The sequence below is a fragment of the Variovorax sp. NFACC27 genome (assembly GCF_048301545.1).
GTDB classification, from domain to species: Bacteria; Pseudomonadota; Gammaproteobacteria; order Burkholderiales; family Burkholderiaceae_C; genus Variovorax; species Variovorax gossypii.
Genome location: NZ_CP157613.1, coordinates 2,000,056 through 2,016,433, shown reverse-complemented (window position 1 = coordinate 2,016,433; position 16,378 = coordinate 2,000,056). Strand labels below are relative to the sequence as shown.

Sequence of the window (16,378 nt, the reverse complement as noted above, 5' to 3'; positions counted from 1 at the left end):
GCCTCGGGGGCGCGGCCTCAGTCCGCGTAGACCCCGGCCGCCTTGATCACCGGCGTCCACTTCGCGATCTCGTCGATCACGAACTTCTTGTGGCCCGCGGGCTCGATGCGCCCGTCGGTCGCCACCACGGCGCCCAGCAGCTCCTCGCGATGGATGAAGTCCGGGTCCTTCAGCGCGACCTTCACCGCGTCGTTGAGCTTCTTCAGCACCGGCGCGGGCGTGCCCTTGGGCGCATAGAGGCCGTGCCAGATCGTGACCTGGAAGTTCTTCAGCCCCGCCTCGTCGAGCGTGGGCAGGTCCTTCAGCGTCGGCAGCGCCAGCCTCTTGGAAGTGGTGACGGCGAAGGCCTTCACCTTGCCCGCCTGGATGTGCGGCGTGGTGTTGGTGGTCTGGTCGCACAGCAGGTCGATCTGGCCGCCGATCAGGTCGGTGATGGCGGGGGCCGTGCCCTTGTAGGGCACGGGCGTCATCTCCGTCTTCGTCGCGCTCTGGTACAGCAGGCCGCACAGGTGCGACGCCGAGCCCACGCCCGCGTTGCCGATGTTGATCTTGCCCTTGTTGGCGGCGATCCAGCCGCTCAGCTCCTTGTAGTTGCTGGCGGGAATGCCGGGCTTGGAGATGAGCGTCATCGGCACGTCGTTGACGATGCCCAGGTACTCGAAGTCGGTCTCGACCTTGAACGGCACGTTGCGCACCAGGCTCGGCACGGTCGCCATCGCGATGTGGTTGAGCAGCAGCGTGTAGCCATCGGGCGTGGCGCGCGCCACCTTGGCTGCGCCGATGGAGCTGCCGGCGCCGGGCACGTTGTCGATGATCACGCTGGCGCCGCCGAGCGGCTTGCGCAGCGCCTCGGCCAGGTCGCGCGCGACGCGGTCGGTGGGGCCGCCGGCCGCGAAGGGCACGACGATGGTGACGGGCTTGCCGCCCGGGAAGTCCTGCGCGTGGGCAGCGACGGCGGCGGCGGCGATCGCCGCGAGGGCGAACAGTTTCTTCATGGAGTCTCCGTGACGTTGGATTGAAAAATGATTCAGGGCGCGCGCGACGGCACGCGGCTCTCGAGGGCGGGCGGCTGCCATGCCGGCTGGATGTGGCAGCCGTTCTTGCCGTCGGTGTCGTAGTGCGGCATCAGCGCCTTGCAGCGCTGCGCGAGGCCTTCTGGCGTGGGCTTCTCGCCCTTGTCGATCCAGTCGAGCAGCGCGGCGAAGAGCGCGGGGTATTCCGAATCGCTCAGGTAGCTGTGCTCGCGCTCGCTGCTGAAGCTCTGCACCAGAAGGTTGCCGGTGCCCGCGGCATCGCGGATGCGGCGGTAGGAGTTCTCGAGTTCGACGAAGGCTGTCGGGTCATCGATCGCATGCAGGCCCACGGTGGGCAGCGCGGTGCGGCCGGTGGGCTGACTGTCGGCCGCCAGCGCGCCCTTGGCCTGCGGATCGGCCGCGTAGCGCAGCACGCCGGCATCGAGCGCGGCGTCGTCGGCCGAGCCGCTGTAGACCACGCCGATGTTGCCGAAGGGGTTGCGGCCCTCGAGCCGCTTCTGCACCAGGTCCTGGAAGAGCCATGTCGCCCAGGTGAGATGGCCCAGCAGCGAGCGCTCCTGGATCTTCACGACCGAGAGGATGGTCTTCAGCCGAGCCGCCTGCTCGGGCGTGCGCTGCGCGGCCGGCAGGCCGACGCCGGTGCACTCCTTTACGCGAGCGGCGAGATCGGCGCGCGTGAGCTTCGAATCGAGCGGAAGGCCCATCCAAAGCGGGTACTGCGGCTCGTCGGGGCGCGGATGGTTGCGGCAGACGTACTGGTACACCACGCGCAGGTCGAGCCGGAAGTCGTAGGCACTGTTGCCGCCGCCGAGCACGCCGCTGGTGAGCAGCAGGCCATCGTAGGGCCTCTTCGCCCCGCCGGCTGGTGCGTAGAGCTCCGCCGCCTTCGCCGCCACGCCCGCACCGTAGCTCTGCCCGTGCAGCAGCGTGCGGTGCGGCTGGCCGAGATGGCGCACGAAGATCTGGCGCAGGCGTTCGGTGTCTTCCGCGGCCATGGTCACGCCGTAGCCGCCGCGCCGGTAGGTGGAGGCGGCCCATGCGTAGCCGGCCTTCACGGTGACTGCCCAGCGCTTCAGGTCTTCCTCGCTGCGCTCCAGCTTGGGCGGTCCGGTCTCGGGGCCGCCGTGGGCGTGCATTACGAGAACGCGGCCGGCGTTCTTCGCCCAGTCCTTCGGAATGGCGATCCAGTAGAAGGAACCCGCACCGTCCTCACCGGTGTAGCAGCGCGCCGACTCTGGCACCGGCGCCGGGCAGGCGGCCGCCTTGGGCCCTGAGGGCGCCGCATGCGCGGGCAGCGTCGATGCCGCGCCGACCAGCGCGAAGGCCATGGAAGCCGCAAGGCTGGACAGTCGTTTTTTCAATGACGTACTCCGAGTTCTAGCGCCGCCTTCGCCGCATCGGTGGAGACGAATGCGAGGACGCCGCTGTTGAAGATGAAATTGCCCGCCCGGCCGGCATCGGCCTGCGCCACGCCGAGCACCGGCGTGTCGTAGCTCAGCCCCGCGGCCGCGCCGCCGAGGTTAAGGCCGCTGCCGGCCACCGTGGCATCGTGGTTCTCGCCCTTGACGTTGAGCAGCGCATAGCTGCCGTCGGCCGTGCCGGAGACCAGGCTCTGCTGCAGGCCGAAGACGCGCATGCCCGCGTTGGCGGCCGACTCGCGCACCAGGTGCATCGGCACCGCCGTACCGCTGACGAGGCCGATCACCATCGAGCCGGTGAGGGTGCCGCCGGTGGTCACGGCGCTGCCGGTGGGCGAGGTCGTGAACAGGTCGAAGGCGCCGCGCGTGCCGTTGTAGGTGATGTAGCCCTTCTCGGTCTGCGTGCAGGTGGCGTCGTAGATCATGAAGCCGTTGGCGGCATCGCGGCAGTACTGGAAGGTGCCGGCATTGCGCAGCCGCACCGCCAGCGCCTGCGCCGCCGTGCCGCCAGTGCCCTGCTGCACGCCCACCGCATTGAAGATGTTCGCCACCGGGTTGAACACCGTCGGCGTCGCCGAGTTCTGGAAGGTGTTCTGGAAAGCCAGCAGGGGCGCGAAGCCGCCGCCGCTCGGCGCATTCACGCCGCCCGAGAGCACGCCGCCGGCACCGAAGCTGAACACCGCCCCGCTCTCGCCGCTGCCGTAGCTGCAGTTGCCCTCCGACACCAGCGTGCCGGTACGCACCGTGCCGGCCGCGCGCTGCAGGCTCGCGTCGATGGTCACGGTGTAGGCCATGGTGGCCGGGTCGATCTGCACGCGCAGCTCTTCGCCGAAGCTGTTGCCGCCCTTGTAGCTGGTAACGGCCGCGGGCAGGTTCGGGCAGGCCAGCGGGTCGCCGACCTCGGTGACGCAGCTGTAGTTGACGGCCGCGTCCAGGCTGCCGCTGCCGCGGTACTTGGGCCATGCCGGGAACAGGCACAGCGGGCGCGTGCGGCCGTAGGTGCCGGCCACCGCGTCCACCGCGACGCCGGTGGCGGGAGCGAGGCCGTTCTCCACCCAGCCTTCGAGCGCGGCCAGCGAGTCCCAGTTGGGAATGAAGCTGCCGGTGCCGTGGCCCATGCCGGGCACGGTGTAGAAGCGCACGTTCTGGTCGACCGAGGCCTGGCCCACCGTGGCGATGAGCTGCTTGTAGTAGTCGATGGTCGAGTTCGGGCTGATCACCTCGTCGGCCAGGCCGTGCAGCATGATGAGCCGGCCGCCATGCGCGAAGAAGGGCGCGAGGTTCGGGTTGGTGGCGTCGGTGATGTTCGACACCTCGGTCACCCGCGCGGCATAGCTGCCCGGGTTCAGAGGGTCGAAGGTCAGCGTGTTGAAGTTGGCGTCGCGCGTGACGAAGAACTTCACCCACTGGTCGCCGGTGACGTACATGTTGGCGTCGGCCGAGGTGGCGGGGTTGGCCGGCACGTTGCGCGTGCCGAGGTCGCGCGTGGTGAACGGGCCCGCCACCAGCGCGCCTTCGAGCAGGTTGTAGCCGCCCGCGCGCTTCACGCCGTTGGCCAGCGAATAGGTCGTGAAATCGAGCGGCGACTCGATGGCCTTCACGGTGGCGATCTGCGCGTCCGATAGGCAGGTCTTGGCAGTCTTCGTGCCGCCGGGGCAGCGCAGCGAGGCCAGCAGCTGTGTGTTGAGCTGGCGGCAGCTCTCGACGTTGCTCACGATGCTGTCGGCGGCGCCGTCGAGCTTGTCGCAGGCCTGCATCGCGGCCTTCTGCACCATCAGCGTCTCGCTCAGGTCCATCCAGCCGTCGGTGCCGTTGTTGTAGTACAGCGCGCGGCCCACGGCCACGTTCGACAGCCGCGTGCCGGTGTAGTTGAGCGCGGGCTCGTTGGCGATCACGCCGTCGTAGTCGAGCGGCCAGCGCTGGATGTAGCTCAGCGCATCGCGACCGCCCGTGGAGGTGCCGAGGAAGTAGGCGTGCTTCGGCGCCACGCCGTAGCGCGCGAGCACCAGCGCCTGCGCCACGTCGCGCGTCTTCTTGAGCGAGTTGCCGCCGTAGTTGGCGAGCTGCTCGTCGTTGGCCGCGAACTTGCCGTCGGTGATGCTGCCCGACTGGTGGCCCGAGTCGTCGCCGTAGGTGGCGTAGCCCAGCGCGAGCGGCGCGGGCTTGCCGGCGGGGCCGAAGCGGATGACCTCGGTGCCGTCGATCAGCACGCCGTCGAAGCCGCCGCCGCCGAAGTGGATGGTCTTCTGGTTCCACTTCTCCGGCAGGTTGACCGCGAAGTTGATGGACTGCGAGCTGGGGTCGACCGGCTGGATGGTGCCGCGCACGCGGCAGTAGTCGCCGAGCGTGTTGCCCGCGTCGCTCGCGGCCACGGGCGTGGCGCTGGTGACGGTGGCGCCCTGCGTGGGCAGGCTGATCAGCGAGGCGGGCAGGCTCTTGCCGTTGAGGTCGGCGCAGGAAACGGCCGGCTGCACGGGCGGGGGCGGCGGGTTGTCCGGCGGATCGTCCGCGGGCGGGTTGGTGGCGGGCGGATTGCTGCCGCCGCTGGCTGGCGGGGTGGTCGGCAGGAAGCCGATGCCGCCGCCTCCTCCACCTCCGCCGCCACCACCGCAGGCGGCAAGGATCAGCGAGACCAGCGAAAGGCCGACCGCGTAGCGGACGGCTCGAAACATCGAGGCAGGGCGCGTTGTGCGCATGGGTTTGTCTCCGGCATGCGGCCTCGTTGGGCCGCTTGTTCTTGAATGGGCGGCCGGACGATAGATTCGGTGTGACCTAGGGTCAAATAAAATAACAAGGCACTTTTCATACAAAAAACATATGGACATACGGGCACTGCGCTACTTCGCCGCCGTTGCGGAGACCGGCCACATGACGCGCGCGGCCGAACAACTGGGCATCCAGCAGCCGCCTTTGAGCCTGCAGATCAAGGCGCTCGAACGCGAGCTGGGGGTGCTGCTGTTCCGCCGCCATCCGCGCGGCGTGGCGCTCACCGACGCGGGCCGGCTATTCCAGGCCGAGGCGCTGCGCATGCTGCAGGACATGAAGGCCATGAAGCAGCGCATGACGCGCGTGGCCAAGGGGCAGTCCGGCACGCTCGCGGTGGGCTTCACCAGCTCGGCGGCGGCGCACCGATTCATGCCCGAGGCGCTGCGCGAGTTCCGCCGCGAGTACCCTGAAGTGGAGCTGCAGCTGCGCGAGGACAACGCGGCCGAGCTCACCGTGGCGCTGGCCGCGGGCCGCCTGCACTGCGGCCTGCTGCGCGTGCCGGTGGCACGGCCCGAGGGGCTGCTGTTCGAGACGCTGCTGCGCGAGCCGGTGCTGGTCGCCATGCCCAGCGATCACCGCCTTGCCCTCGGCCGCGACAAGGACTCGCGCCCGCTGCCGCTCGCGAAGCTCTGCGAGGAAGGCATCATCCTCGTGCGGCGCCCGGGCGCGCCCGGCCTCTATGCCGATCTGCTCGCGCTGTGCCACGCCAAGGGACTGCGCCCGCGCGTGGTGGCCGAAGTCGATCGAATGATGACCAACCTCAATCTCGTGGCCGCAGGTGTCGGCCTCTCGGTGGTGCCGGCCTCGATGCACGGCGTGCACGCACATGCCATCGCCTACGCGCGGCTGGCCGATGGCGGCCAGCTCGACGCGCCGCTCACGCTGGTGTCGCGCGCCGAGGAAGACAACCTGCCCGCGCTGAACTTCGCCGCGATGCTGCGCCGGCTGGCGCTGGAGAACCCGGGCTCATGAACCGGCATCGACGCCGACTGCTGCAGGGCACGGGCACGCTGCTCGCGGCCGCCTGCGCGCTGCCGCGCGTGCTGCATGCCGCGCCGCTGCAATGGCCGAACAAGCCGGTGCGCCTGATCGTGGTCTACCCGCCCGGCGGCGTGAGCGACGGCATGGCGCGCGTGCTGGCCGAGCCGCTCGCACGTTCGCTCGGCGTGCCGGTGCTCATCGAGAACCGCCCCGGCGCGGGCGGCAGCCTCGGCATGGATGCGCTCGCGCGCTCCACGCCCGACGGCAGCACGCTGGCCTTCTCGGCCATCAGCCCGCTCACGCTGCACCCGCTGCTGGCGCGCGTTCCCTACGACCCGATGCGCGCCTTCGTGCCCGTGGCCAGCGTGATGCGCACGCCGGTGCTGGTGGTGGGCACGCCGGCCTTCACCGGCCGCGGCTTCGGCGAGCTGATCGCGCAGGCGCGCAGGCAGCCGGGCGCGGTGCGCTGGGCGACATCGGGCGTGGCCACCATCGGCCACCTGGTGCTGGCGCAGGTGCGCGTGCAAAGCGGCACCGACATCACGCACATTCCCTACCAGGGCGGCGGCCCACAGCTCAACGATGCGCTGAGCGGCCAGTTCGAGGTGCTGTCGACCAACGTCGCCGCGCAGCAGCTGCAGTACATCGAGGGCGGCCGCTTCCAGGCGCTGGCGGTGGGCGCGCCCGCGCGCATCGAGGCACTGCCCACGGTGCCCACGCTCGCGGAGCTGGGCTTCGAGAAGGCGAACCGCGACTCGCTCTTCGGCATCTTCGCACCGGCACGCACGCCGGGCGCCGTGGTGCAGATGCTCAATGCGGAGATCAACCGGGTGCTGGAAAGCGATGCGGTGCGCTCGCGGCTGCGTGCGGCCTACAACCTGCCGGCCGGAGGCGGCACCGAGGCGTTCGCGCACGAGATCGCGATCGACCGGCGGCGCAACCGCGATCTGGTCGCGGGTGATCGGTCGCAGTTCGACTGAGCGTTGTGGGTGGCTACTTCTCGGCCACCCAGAGCCGGGGGTAGTCGCTGACGAAGCAGTCGGGCGTCACGCTCAGCGTGGCCGCATAGTCGAAGCGCTTCGCCTCGTAGGCGTACTCGTTGTCGCTGCGCCGCTCGTAGCGCTGCATCAGCTCGCTGAGCACGCCGCCGCCGTCGATGTCGACCCATGCGGCGGGTGCATCCGCGCCCTCGCCTTTCGAGAGCCCGAGGCGGCGCAGCTGCAGCAGGTTGGTGGCGGGCGTGAAGCCCAGGTCGAGGTCGATGCAGTGCGACAGGTCGGGCACGGGCTCGTCGTTGAGCTTCCAGTGGCCGCGCGCGTCGCGGGCGATCGACAGGTCGACTGCCGAGTCGCCGAGCCAGCCGCGCACCGTGCCCCACTGGGTGTGCCATAGCAGGTCGCAGCGCACGCGGTAGTGCAGCTGGCCAATACGGCCGTCTTCAAGACGGAACACGGCGGCTCCGTCGAGTTGCCAGGCCGAGGCGTTGCGTTCGAGGCGACAGGCGTCGTGGCCCGGTACATCGAGCCTGCGCCAGAGGATGGAGGCGACCGTTTGCATGGCGCGCATGATGGCACCTGCATGCTGCGGCGCGCAAGCAATGACCCGCCGCCCCGCAGGTGCCAGTCAGGTTCGGGGAAGACGATTTCCCCGCATGACGCCTCCGGCAGACACCCCTCCCCCCGTGGACTCCGCGGAGCCCTCCGGCCCGCCCGCGCCGCGCTGGCTCGACTGGATCGACCGCGTGGCGATGACTTTCGCCGTCGCCATCGCGCTGCTGCTGTTCGCCCAATGGCCGTTGCGCGACCTGGCCGGCTCCGGCAACGGGCCGACGCAGGCCAACGACCTGGCGCAGTGGCTGTTCGCGCTTTACGTGGCGGTGGCGCTGCGGCACGCAGGCCGGCGCGGCGCGCATCTGGTGGCCCGTCCCGACCTGGCGGCCGACAACGCCGGGCGCCGTGCGCGGCTGCGCCGCATCGGCGCGGCGCTGTGCGTGCTGCCCTGGGCGCTGTTCCTGGTCTTCACGGCGGCGGCACCGGTGATGCGCTCGGTGGAGGCGCTCGAACTTTTTCCCGACACCTTCAACCCCGGCTATTTCATGATCAAGGTGGCCCTGCTGCTGCTCGCCGCGCTGCTGGCCCTGCAGAGCGCGCTCGACCTCTGGCAGGAGCTGCGCCCAGCGAACCCGCCCGAGGACACCGGCCAACCCGGACAGCCCGGCCCGTAGATGCCCTGGCTCGGACTCGCACTCCTCGCGCTGGCCCTGGCGCTGATGATGACCACCGGCTGGCCGACCTACGCCGTGCTGCTGGGCACATGCACGATCGGCGCGCTGGCCGGCCTGGCATTGGGCACCTTCGACCTGGCGCTGCTGCAGAACCTGCCCTGGCGCATCGTCGGCCTGCTGGAGCACGACCTGCTGCAGGCACTGGCGCTCTATGCGCTGGTGGGCGCACTGCTCAACCGGCTGTCGCTCGCCGGCTACCTGTACAACGGCCTGCGCAAGGTGCTGGCCTTCGTCGCGCCGCGCGCCGCACCCGAGCTCGCCGGCATGGTTCTGGGACTGCTGCTCGCGCCGATGAACGGCTCGGTGGGCGCCAGCCTGCTGACGCTGGCGCGCACCGCTGGCCAGGGCTGGGCGAGCGAGGGCCTGCCCCCCGCGCGCCGCACCGCGCTCGTGGCCGTGACCAGTACGCTGGGCGTGATCGTGCCGCCATCCCTGGTGCTCCTGCTGCTCGGCGACGCGATGCTGCGCGCCCACACCGAGGGCATGAACATGGCGCGCGAACTGGCGCTGCCCTCGGCGAGCGCGGCCAGCCGCGTCGTCAACACGCAGGACATCCTCCAGGCCGCGCTGGTGCCGGCGGCGGCGCTGCTGCTGGGCTGGCTGGCCGTGGCGTGGTTCGGTGCGCGGAGCAAGCCGAAGAGCGCCGCACCGCGCGAGCCGCTGGAGCGGCGCGAGGGCTGGACGCTGCTTGTCGTGCCTTCGCTGATCGGTGCCCTGCTGGTGCTGGTCACGCTCGGCAAGGTCCGCGCCGTGGAAGGCGCGGCCGCCGCCTGCGTGCTGCTGCTGGCCTGGGGCGCGGTGTCGCGCCAGCTCACGCGAGCGGTGTTGCGGCAGGTGCTCGACGACGCGATGGCGCTCACAGGCGCGCTCTATGCGCTGCTGGTGGCCGCCACCACCTTCTCGCTGCTGCTGCGCGGCTTCGGCACCGACGGGCTGATCGCGCGGCTCATGCTGTCGCTGCAGGACCATCCGGTGATCGGGCTCGCGGTGGTGCTGGCCGTGCTGCTGGCCTTCGCCTTCGTGCTCGACGCCTTCGAGCTGATCTTCCTGATCGTGCCCATCGTCATGCCGCCGGTGCTCGCGCAGCTCGACGACGCGGCATGGATCGCCACGCTCACGCTGCTGGTGCTGCAGGCCGGCTTCCTGCTGCCGCCCTTCGGCTACGCGCTGGTGCTGGCGCGCGGGCAGGTGAAGCCACGCCCGCCGGCTGCCGCCGTCGCCCGCGTGCTGATGCCGTACCTCGCGGTGCTCGCGGCGGTGACGGTGCTGGTGATGGCGCTGCCCCAGACCACGCGCTGGCTTCGCACCTCGCCCACCGCGCTCGCGCCCGCCCAACCGATGAACGACGAGGCGGTGGAGCGCCTGATGCGCGAGATGGCACCGCCGGATACGGGCGACAGTGCCCCTCCGCCAGAAGAGAAATAGATTGCCGCGCGGCGTGCCGCACAATGCGCGCCCATGACCTTCAAGCTCCCTGCAGCCGTCGCGCTCGTGCTGTCCGCTCTCCTGGCAGGCGCCGCCCATGCCTCGACGGAGCTGAAGGACGGCGACATCATCTTCCACACCTCGCGCTCGGCGCAAAGCATCGCGGTGCAGCGCGCGACCGGCTCGCGCTACAGCCACATGGGCATCGTGCTGATGCGCAACGGCAAGCCCCATGTGTTCGAGGCCGTGTCAACGGTGCGCTACACGCCGCTCGCGCAATGGACGGCGCGCGGCAACGGCGGGCACTACGTGGTGAAGCGGCTGCGCAACGCCGACACGCTGCTCACGCCGGGCGCGATCGCGAAGCTGCGCGCCGGCACATCCGACTTCGAGGGCCGGCCCTACGACCTGACCTTCGAGTGGTCGGACAAGCGCATCTACTGCTCCGAACTCGTGTGGAAGCTCTACCAGCGCGCGCTGGGCGTGCGCATCGGCGAGCTGCAGAAGATCCGCGAGTTCAACCTCACCGACCCGGCGGTGCGCGCCAAGATGCGCGAGCGCTACGGCGACAAGGTGCCGATGGACGAGCCCGTGATCTCCCCCGTGGCGATGTTCGAATCGCCCCTGCTGGTGACGGTGGAAACGCGCTGATCGAATCGCCCCCGGCGCACACGTGGCGCCCAGCCGCGAGACAATTGTTTCCGTGAGCTCCCAGACCCCGACGGCACCGCCGATCCGCCGCATCGCGCACCTCGACATGGACGCCTTCTATGCGTCCGTCGAGCTGCTTCGCTATCCGCAGCTCAAGGGCCTGCCGGTGGTGATCGGCGGCGGGCGGCGGCGCGTGGACGAGGCCATCCGCAACCTGCCCGAGGGCGGCACGCTGGCCGACATTCCGGTCGATTCGTTCCCGCTGCTGAAGGACTACACCGGCCGCGGCGTGATCACCACCGCCACCTACCCCGCGCGGCAGTTCGGCGTGGGTTCCGCGATGGGGCTCATGAAGGCGGCCAAGCTGTGCCCGCAGGCCATCATCCTGCCGGTGGACTTCGACGAATACCGGCGCTACTCGCGCACCTTCAAGAAGATCATCCTGGAGGTCGCGCCGCTCATGGAAGACCGGGGCGTGGACGAGGTGTACATCGACTTCACCGACGTGCCCGGCGGGCAGCGCGACGGCGGGCGCTCGCTGGCGCGGCTGCTGCAGAAGGCCATCCTCGACGCCACCGGCCTCACCTGTTCCATCGGCGTGGCGCCCAACAAGCTCATCGCCAAGATGGCGAGCGAGTTCAACAAGCCCAACGGCATCTCGGTCGTCTACGAGGACGACCTGGAAAAACTCATCTGGCCCCTGCCCTGCCGCAAGGTGAACGGCATCGGCCCCAAGGCCGACGAGAAGCTCAAGCGCTTCGGCATCGAGACCGTGGGGCAGCTCGCGGCGCGCGATCGCGACTGGCTCGTCGCCAACTTCGGCAAGGCCACCGGCGCATGGATGCACGAAGTCTCGTGGGGCCGCGACAGCCGGCCGGTGGTGACCGAGAGCGAGCCCGTGTCGATGAGCCGCGAGACCACCTTCGACCGCGACCTGCACGCGGTGCGCGACCGCGCCGAGCTGGGCGCGATCTTCACGAAGCTGTGCGAGCAGCTGGCCGCCGACCTGCAGCGCAAGGGCTACGTGGGCAAGACCATCGGCATCAAGCTGCGCTACGACGACTTCAGGATCGCCACCCGCGACCAGACCATCGACCGCTTCACCGACGACGCGAAGACCATCCGCCACACCGGCGGCCTGTGCCTGAAGCGCGTGCCGCTGGAGCGCCCGCTGCGCCTGCTGGGCGTGCGCGTGGGCACGCTGGCGAAGGCCGGCAGCCCCGAGGCGCTGGCGCCCGCCGGTTCCGGCACGCACCGCGCGACGGCGGAACCGGTGGCCACCACCGCTTCGCTCTTCTGAGTACGCGATGGTCCGACGCTGGCTGCGCCGCATCGCCTTCACGCTGCTGGGCTTCGTCGCGCTGGTGGGCCTGTACGTGGCGACGGCCTGCGCGCTCGTGTTCTGGCCCGCCAATCCCGAGCCACCGGAGAGCGCCAGGGCAGAAGTGCAGGCCTGGATCCTGAGCAACGGCGTGCACACCGACTATGTATTCCCTATCCGCTCGGCCACCATCGACTGGCTGCAGCTCTTTCCGCTGAAGGACTTCAGGGCGCCGCCGCCCGACGCCGAATTCATCGCCATCGGCTGGGGCGACCGCGAGTTCTACCTGAACACGCCCACCTGGGCCGACCTGACGGCGGCACGCGCGTTCGGCGCGCTCATCGGCGGCAACCGCGCGCTGATGCACGTGAGCTACCTGCGGCGCAACCAGCTGGGGCAAGGCGCATATGCGCTGCCGCTCACGCAGGCGCAGTACGCGCAGCTCGCGGACTACGTGCGCGCCGCGCTGCCCGCCGGCCGGGCAACGCCCATCGCCAGCGCGCACTACGACAACCAGGACGCCTTCTACGAGGCCGAGGGCGGCTACAACCTCTTCGAGACCTGCAACACCTGGACCGGCCGCGGCCTGCGGCGCGCAGGCGTCACCGTCAGCCGCTGGACGCCCTTCGACTTCACGGTGACGTGGCACCTGAGGCCGGGGCGGCCTGGCGTGATCCGGTAGAAGTCAGTAGAGGTGCGGTTCCTCGCTGAGCACACGCACCGGCGGCGTGCTCGCGAAGATATCGAGCGCATGCGTGCGGTCCACGCACATCAGGTTGGTCACACGCCGTTCCCAAGCCCAGTAGTCCCAGCCGTTGGCGCGCCGATGCGTCACCACGCGCAACCACTGGCCGGGCCGCAGAACGCCCAGCGGTTGCGGCCGGCCGGTGTGCCGCACCGCGCCGCCGTGCCACCAGTCGATGGCCATGCCGCCCGGCTGCGCGTGCCATTCATAACCCTGCTCACGCAGCTGCCGTGCATTCCATGACTTCCAGGCCGGCGCGAGAGCAGCCTGGTTCGCGACGGCCTCGCCGTCAGGACGCAGCACGATCTCCTGCCACAACACACCGCCCGCGACGGGTGGCTGCTGCAGGCAGGCCTCTAGCCCCGTGAGGGGATGGCGCATCGCTGCCTGGCTGCGCAGCCTGCCTTGCTCCGTCTCGCGCTCGGCCTTCGTCCAAAGGCAGCGGATGCTCTGCACGGCAAGCCACATGACGGAGTCGTCCCGTTCGCTCAGAGCTTCGGCACGCCGCCCGACCACTTGGGCCAGTTCGCGACGATGTGATCCACCACGCGCGAGCCCACCAGTTCGATGTTCTCCACCGTCTCGGCGAAGCCGCCGGCCGTCTCGCCCGGCGCGGGGTCGAGGTGCTGCAGCGTGGTTTCCTTCGGGTTGCCCTGGTCGAAGTTGACTGCGCCGCGCAGGCTCATCACGCGGTCGGTGCCGTGGGTGCGCTTGATGACGAGGGTGATGGCGGCGGCCTCCATCTCGGTGATGACGTAGTCGTCGGCGCCGTAGAGCTTGGCGATGTATTGCGCCTGCTTCGACATGCCGGGGCCGTGGAAGAAGGTGTCGCCGGTCATGTGCGTGCCGGTGCCGACGAAGGGGGCGCGGCGGGCCGCGGCGTCGGGGTAGCGCAGGCGGTACTTGCGGGCCGAGTCGGAGTCCTTCAGCGGCGTGTCGGCAGAGAGCTTCATGGCCCAGCCCACGAGGTCGGGGTTGAGCTTGAAGCGGCGATATTCCTCGTAGCCCTTGCGCGGCATGAAGGTGGGCTCGCCGGGCTTGTTCTCCTCGGGCGCCCAGCGGTGGCCGAGGTCGTAGTCGACCAGCCAGGTGGCCCAGCTCACTTCGCCGATGGTGCCGCGCGAGGGCGGCGTGCCGGCCACGCCGGAGATGACGTAGTAGCTCTGCGAGAAGTCGAACTGCGGGTTCAGCAGGATGGCCTGCATCGACGACGACGAATTCACCTTGCCCATGCCGAGCACCGAGCCGCACACGCCGTCGGCGTTGCAGTACACGGGCTGCAGCGCGCCGGGCACGGCGATGGGCTTGGCGTCCTTCCAGTAGCGCTCGTACCAGTGCTGGAACTCGCCGGCGCGGTCGCCGGTGTTCTTGCCGATCTCGAACATGGCGGCGACGAAGACCTTGACCTTCACCGGCGCGGCCGGGGCCTGCGTCGAGGCGGTCGTGGTGGACGTGGAGGCGCAGGCCGTGAAGAGCAGCGCCGCGGCGGGCACGGCCAGCCAGCGGACGGCGAGAAGGGAAGGCTTGAAAGAAATCATTCTGGAACCCGGTGAAAAAAACGGCAGCGAGAAAGCAGCTGGATAGGACCGCAAGCGCACCCGGCGCACCGCCGGCGCCTGCGGCGTCCTACAACCGGCGATTGTCGGTGCTGGCAAAAGCGCGGTGTAACGCCACCACGCAAGCCCCATGCCGGACTCCTCCCCTTCTTCGTCTTCTTCGTCTTCTGCCTCGCCCGCCAGGCCTCCGTCCAGGCCGACGCCCATCTCCAACAGCCTGGTCTACGTGAACCCCGACATGCCCGGCATCCGCCGCCTGAAGCACGGCGAGCGCTTCCGCTACCGCGATGCCCGGGGCCGATGGGTGCGCGATGCGGACGAGCTCTCGCGCATCCGCATGCTGGCCATTCCGCCGGCCTACACGCAGGTGTGGATCTGCCCGCTGCCCAACGGCCACCTGCAGGCCACCGGCATCGACGCGCGCGGGCGCAAGCAGTACCGCTACCACGCCGACTGGCGCTCAATGCAGGACGAGACCAAGTTCGACCGCCTCGAGGCCTTCGCGCTCGCGCTGCCGGGCATCCGCGCCCGCGTGGCGCGCGACCTGCAACTGCCTCCGGGCCGCAAGGCGCCCGGCCGCGCCCAGGTGCTCGCGGCGCTGGTGCGCCTTCTCGACACCACGCTGCTGCGCGTGGGCAACGAGGAATACGCGAACAGCAACGGCTCCTTCGGCCTCACCACGCTGCGCAACCGGCACGCGGCGGTGAAGGGCCAGGCGCTCAGGCTGCGCTTCCGCGGCAAGAGCGGCGTGATGCACGAGGCGCAGCTCGACGACCCGCGCGTGGCGAAGGTGGTGCGGCAGTGCCAGCAGCTGCCGGGGCAGGCGCTCTTCCAGTACGTGGATGCCGGCGACGAAGGCGATGACGGAGAAGGCGAACTGCGCGGCGTCTCGTCCACCGACGTGAACGACTACCTCGCCGAAGCTGCCGGTGGCGAACGCTTCACCGCCAAGGATTTCCGTACCTGGCACGGCACGGTGCAGGCGCTGGAACTCACCCGGCTGGCCTGCGAGCCCGGCCGCACCGCCGCCGACGGCAGCCGCTACAGCGCCAGGGACATCCTCGGCGCGGTGGCGAAGCAGCTGGGCAACACGCCGGCGGTCTGCAGGAAGGCCTACGTGCACCCGGCCGTGCTGGCGCTGGGCAGCGCGCTGTCGGATGGCGACGAGGCCACCGCCGCGCTGTTCGAAAAGATCGGCGGCAGCCGCGGCGCGAGGCCTTCGCGCGGGCTGCATGCAGCCGAGCGCCGGCTGATGGCATTCCTGAAGGCGCACCGGCGCGAACAGGGGCGTGCCAGCGCGAGCACCTCAGCCGCCAGGAGACAGAGAAAAGGGAAGGAAAAGGAAAAGGCTCAGGTCCGCGTCACGAGCACCAGGCGCACGCTGGCGGCATCGAGCGCCACCGCGTAGCCCAGGTCTTCCGCGAGGTTCTGCAGCGCCACGGCGTCGATGGCCAGCGCGCGCGGTGCGCGGTGCGCGTCGAGCACGGCCTCGGAGGCGCCCGGCTCGCGCGGCAGCGCCGTGAGGCGCAGCGCGTTCGCGCCATCGGCCTCGATGCGGATGGCACCGGCCTCGTCCGCGCCGTCATGCAGGTAGCCCATCGCGCCGAGGAACAGGTAGCGCAGCGCGGCCGCGGCGGGCCAGAGGTGTTCGTCGTCGGACGGCGCCAGCGAAGGGTCCGTTTCCAGCGCCACGCCGTGCAGGTCGAAGGCCGAGCGCATCAGCGTCACGCATTGCGCCACCAGCGCGCTGCGGGTGATGCCGTCGTCGACGGTGGCGAGCTCCCAGTCGCGCAGCGAGCGGATGGCTTCCACCAGCTCCGATACCTGGCTGTCGATCAGCCCCACCCGCTCCTCGCAGGCTGCCGCATCGACGGTGGCGGCGCCGATCTGCCGCTTGAGCATCAGCAGCGCCATGCGGATCACCGAGACCGGAGCGGCCATGTCGTGCCGCAGGGCGGGCAATGCGCGGGTAAGAAGTTCGTGGCGCACGCCGGCGGCGATCCAACTGCGCGCGCTGGGGGAGGATTTCATTGGGCGGTGGCCACGGGCTTCGGGTTCATCATCGGCAGGATCAAGAACTGCTTGGCTCCAGAAACGTTCTGGTAACAAGTATGAAGTATGGCGCGCGCCCGCAGGTGTAGGAGGGTGCCTACCATGACGCCACCACGGCCCGCCGGGCCTTCCGGCCGCCGCCGGC

The 16,378-nt window shown here is 70.2% G+C and carries 15 protein-coding genes; 8 read left to right on the top strand and 7 right to left on the bottom strand.

Translation table 11 applies throughout. The features are described 5' to 3' along the window. Positions 1-17: 17 nt before the first annotated feature. The 3 genes from ABL840_RS09540 to ABL840_RS09530 are packed head-to-tail and all read right to left on the bottom strand — an operon-like array spanning position 18 to position 5,124. Positions 18-995: a tripartite tricarboxylate transporter substrate-binding protein gene (locus ABL840_RS09540; RefSeq protein WP_093305795.1), complete on the bottom strand. Its 978-nt coding sequence runs from the start codon at positions 993-995 to the stop codon at positions 18-20. A 32-nt stretch (positions 996-1,027) separates the two neighbouring features. Beyond that, positions 1,028-2,395, bottom strand: a complete 1,368-nt coding sequence (locus ABL840_RS09535; protein ID WP_093305797.1) for a hypothetical protein — start codon at positions 2,393-2,395, stop codon at positions 1,028-1,030. Further along, the gene (locus ABL840_RS09530) at positions 2,392-5,124 is read right to left on the bottom strand and encodes a tannase/feruloyl esterase family alpha/beta hydrolase (RefSeq protein ID WP_418116235.1); all 2,733 of its coding nucleotides are present in this window, start codon (positions 5,122-5,124) and stop codon (positions 2,392-2,394) included. The genes ABL840_RS09535 and ABL840_RS09530 overlap by 4 nt, the downstream gene beginning before the upstream one ends. Positions 5,125-5,269: 145 nt before the next feature. On the opposite strand from ABL840_RS09530, the gene ABL840_RS09525 reads away from it, so the two are divergent. Further along, on the top strand, positions 5,270-6,190 hold the full coding sequence (locus tag ABL840_RS09525) for a LysR substrate-binding domain-containing protein (RefSeq protein ID WP_093305801.1): 921 nt from the start codon (positions 5,270-5,272) through the stop codon (positions 6,188-6,190). Beyond that, a complete protein-coding gene (locus ABL840_RS09520) occupies positions 6,187-7,179 on the top strand; it encodes a Bug family tripartite tricarboxylate transporter substrate binding protein (RefSeq protein WP_093305803.1) in 993 nt (330 codons plus the stop codon). The genes ABL840_RS09525 and ABL840_RS09520 overlap by 4 nt, the downstream gene beginning before the upstream one ends. A gap of 13 nt (positions 7,180-7,192) precedes the next feature. Here ABL840_RS09520 and ABL840_RS09515 read toward each other — a convergent pair whose 3' ends face one another. Beyond that, a complete protein-coding gene (locus tag ABL840_RS09515; protein ID WP_240652123.1) occupies positions 7,193-7,765 on the bottom strand; it encodes a putative glycolipid-binding domain-containing protein in 573 nt (190 codons plus the stop codon). Between the two features lie 115 nt (positions 7,766-7,880). Here ABL840_RS09515 and ABL840_RS09510 point away from each other — a divergent pair, with 115 nt between their 5' ends. The 5 genes from ABL840_RS09510 to ABL840_RS09490 are packed head-to-tail and all read left to right on the top strand — an operon-like array spanning position 7,881 to position 12,562. Further along, the gene (locus ABL840_RS09510) at positions 7,881-8,423 is read left to right on the top strand and encodes a C4-dicarboxylate ABC transporter substrate-binding protein (RefSeq protein ID WP_256229529.1); all 543 of its coding nucleotides are present in this window, start codon (positions 7,881-7,883) and stop codon (positions 8,421-8,423) included. After that, positions 8,424-9,908: a TRAP transporter large permease subunit gene (locus ABL840_RS09505; RefSeq protein ID WP_093305806.1), complete on the top strand. Its 1,485-nt coding sequence runs from the start codon at positions 8,424-8,426 to the stop codon at positions 9,906-9,908. It begins immediately after the preceding gene. Between the two features lie 33 nt (positions 9,909-9,941). Continuing rightward, positions 9,942-10,559, top strand: a complete 618-nt coding sequence (locus tag ABL840_RS09500) for a YiiX family permuted papain-like enzyme (RefSeq protein WP_093205335.1) — start codon at positions 9,942-9,944, stop codon at positions 10,557-10,559. A gap of 52 nt (positions 10,560-10,611) precedes the next feature. Then, on the top strand, positions 10,612-11,859 hold the full coding sequence (locus tag ABL840_RS09495; protein ID WP_093205338.1) for a Y-family DNA polymerase: 1,248 nt from the start codon (positions 10,612-10,614) through the stop codon (positions 11,857-11,859). A 7-nt stretch (positions 11,860-11,866) separates the two neighbouring features. Further along, positions 11,867-12,562 (top strand): TIGR02117 family protein, encoded by a 696-nt coding sequence (locus tag ABL840_RS09490; protein ID WP_093305808.1) that lies wholly within the window; start codon positions 11,867-11,869, stop codon positions 12,560-12,562. A gap of 3 nt (positions 12,563-12,565) precedes the next feature. On the opposite strand, the gene ABL840_RS09485 is transcribed toward ABL840_RS09490, so the two are convergent. After that, positions 12,566-13,093, bottom strand: a complete 528-nt coding sequence (locus tag ABL840_RS09485) for a hypothetical protein (protein ID WP_093305810.1) — start codon at positions 13,091-13,093, stop codon at positions 12,566-12,568. A gap of 20 nt (positions 13,094-13,113) precedes the next feature. Next, positions 13,114-14,163 (bottom strand): purine-nucleoside phosphorylase, encoded by a 1,050-nt coding sequence (locus ABL840_RS09480; protein WP_093305812.1) that lies wholly within the window; start codon positions 14,161-14,163, stop codon positions 13,114-13,116. 148 nt (positions 14,164-14,311) lie between these two features. On the opposite strand from ABL840_RS09480, the gene ABL840_RS09475 reads away from it, so the two are divergent. Then, positions 14,312-15,589 (top strand): DNA topoisomerase IB, encoded by a 1,278-nt coding sequence (locus tag ABL840_RS09475; RefSeq protein WP_093305814.1) that lies wholly within the window; start codon positions 14,312-14,314, stop codon positions 15,587-15,589. On the opposite strand, the gene ABL840_RS09470 is transcribed toward ABL840_RS09475, so the two are convergent. Further along, a complete protein-coding gene (locus tag ABL840_RS09470; RefSeq protein ID WP_093205348.1) occupies positions 15,532-16,212 on the bottom strand; it encodes a hypothetical protein in 681 nt (226 codons plus the stop codon). The two genes, ABL840_RS09475 and ABL840_RS09470, sit on opposite strands and share 58 nt — an antisense overlap. Between the last annotated feature and the right edge of the window lie 166 nt (positions 16,213-16,378).

Coding starts and splice junctions, on each gene's coding strand:
- ABL840_RS09540 (WP_093305795.1), bottom strand. CDS start 995: ATGAAGAAACTGTTCGCCCTCGCGGCGATCGCCGCCGCCGCCGTCGCT.
- ABL840_RS09530 (WP_418116235.1), bottom strand. CDS start 5,124: ATGTTTCGAGCCGTCCGCTACGCGGTCGGCCTTTCGCTGGTCTCGCTG.
- ABL840_RS09525 (WP_093305801.1), top strand. CDS start 5,270: ATGGACATACGGGCACTGCGCTACTTCGCCGCCGTTGCGGAGACCGGC.
- ABL840_RS09520 (WP_093305803.1), top strand. CDS start 6,187: ATGAACCGGCATCGACGCCGACTGCTGCAGGGCACGGGCACGCTGCTC.
- ABL840_RS09515 (WP_240652123.1), bottom strand. CDS start 7,765: ATGCGCGCCATGCAAACGGTCGCCTCCATCCTCTGGCGCAGGCTCGAT.
- ABL840_RS09505 (WP_093305806.1), top strand. CDS start 8,424: ATGCCCTGGCTCGGACTCGCACTCCTCGCGCTGGCCCTGGCGCTGATG.
- ABL840_RS09500 (WP_093205335.1), top strand. CDS start 9,942: ATGACCTTCAAGCTCCCTGCAGCCGTCGCGCTCGTGCTGTCCGCTCTC.
- ABL840_RS09490 (WP_093305808.1), top strand. CDS start 11,867: ATGGTCCGACGCTGGCTGCGCCGCATCGCCTTCACGCTGCTGGGCTTC.
- ABL840_RS09485 (WP_093305810.1), bottom strand. CDS start 13,093: ATGTGGCTTGCCGTGCAGAGCATCCGCTGCCTTTGGACGAAGGCCGAG.
- ABL840_RS09480 (WP_093305812.1), bottom strand. CDS start 14,163: ATGATTTCTTTCAAGCCTTCCCTTCTCGCCGTCCGCTGGCTGGCCGTG.
- ABL840_RS09475 (WP_093305814.1), top strand. CDS start 14,312: ATGCCGGACTCCTCCCCTTCTTCGTCTTCTTCGTCTTCTGCCTCGCCC.
- ABL840_RS09470 (WP_093205348.1), bottom strand. CDS start 16,212: ATGAAATCCTCCCCCAGCGCGCGCAGTTGGATCGCCGCCGGCGTGCGC.